The organism is Streptomyces sp. AC555_RSS877 (assembly GCF_019049245.1).
Taxonomy (GTDB): Bacteria; Actinomycetota; Actinomycetes; order Streptomycetales; family Streptomycetaceae; genus Streptomyces.
Genome location: NZ_JAGMUK010000087.1, coordinates 1 through 733 on the forward strand (window position 1 = coordinate 1; position 733 = coordinate 733).

Annotated in this window: 2 protein-coding genes; one reads left to right on the forward strand and one right to left on the reverse strand. The window is 62.5% G+C overall.

What is annotated here, in order from left to right:
- Positions 1-259: SDR family NAD(P)-dependent oxidoreductase (locus tag KUM49_RS50390; RefSeq protein ID WP_308406890.1), on the reverse strand; the 259-nt coding region annotated here is incomplete at its 3' end.
- Here KUM49_RS50390 and KUM49_RS34300 point away from each other — a divergent pair.
- Positions 210-733 (forward strand): TetR/AcrR family transcriptional regulator (locus tag KUM49_RS34300; protein WP_217240873.1); only part of this gene is annotated, 524 nt, incomplete at its 3' end. The two genes, KUM49_RS50390 and KUM49_RS34300, sit on opposite strands and share 50 nt — an antisense overlap.

Here is a 733-nt window from a genome sequence, read left to right on the forward strand (position 1 = left end):
GGTCAAGCGCAGCCTGCGAACGTCCGCAAACGACGACAGACGCCCCGAGCTCCACGAAGGATTGCGCGAGGCTCAAGCCGATGCCTGAGGTTCCGCCAGTGATGAGTACGGTCTGTGACATGGTGTTGCCTCTCCGTGTACCGTACCGATTGGTACGAAACACGTTAGCACATCCGTACCGATCGGTACCGAAGGGGTAGGATGAAGAAATGAGCTCCACGACACCGGCCCCTCCTGGCAGGCCTCGCGCGTTCGACATCGACGAGGCACTCGATCGTGCAGTCCTGGTGTTCTGGTCAAAGGGATTCGAGGGCGCCAGCCTCGACGACCTCACCGAAGCGATGGGTATCAGCCGCCCCAGCCTGTACAGGGCGTTCGGCAGCAAAGAAGACCTCTTCTACAAGGCGCTGGAGCGCTACACCGAGCGCTTGACCGTCTACTTCGCCCGAGCCATGGCAGAGCCCACAAGCGGAGCAGTGGCTACTGCTGTGCTCCACGGGACGGTCGAGGCGGCAACCATGCCGGGATTGCCCACGGGCTGTCTTGGCGTGCTAGGTGCGTTGGCTACCGGGGATGAGAGCCGCCCAGTCCGCGACGCACTCATCGCATGGCGCGAGGACGGGATAGCCCACTTGACGCGCCGGTTCCAACAGGCGGTGGACACCGGTGACCTTCCGCCTTCCACAGATCCTCATCTTCTCGCGCTCTACCTGAGAACAGTCGCCAATGGGAT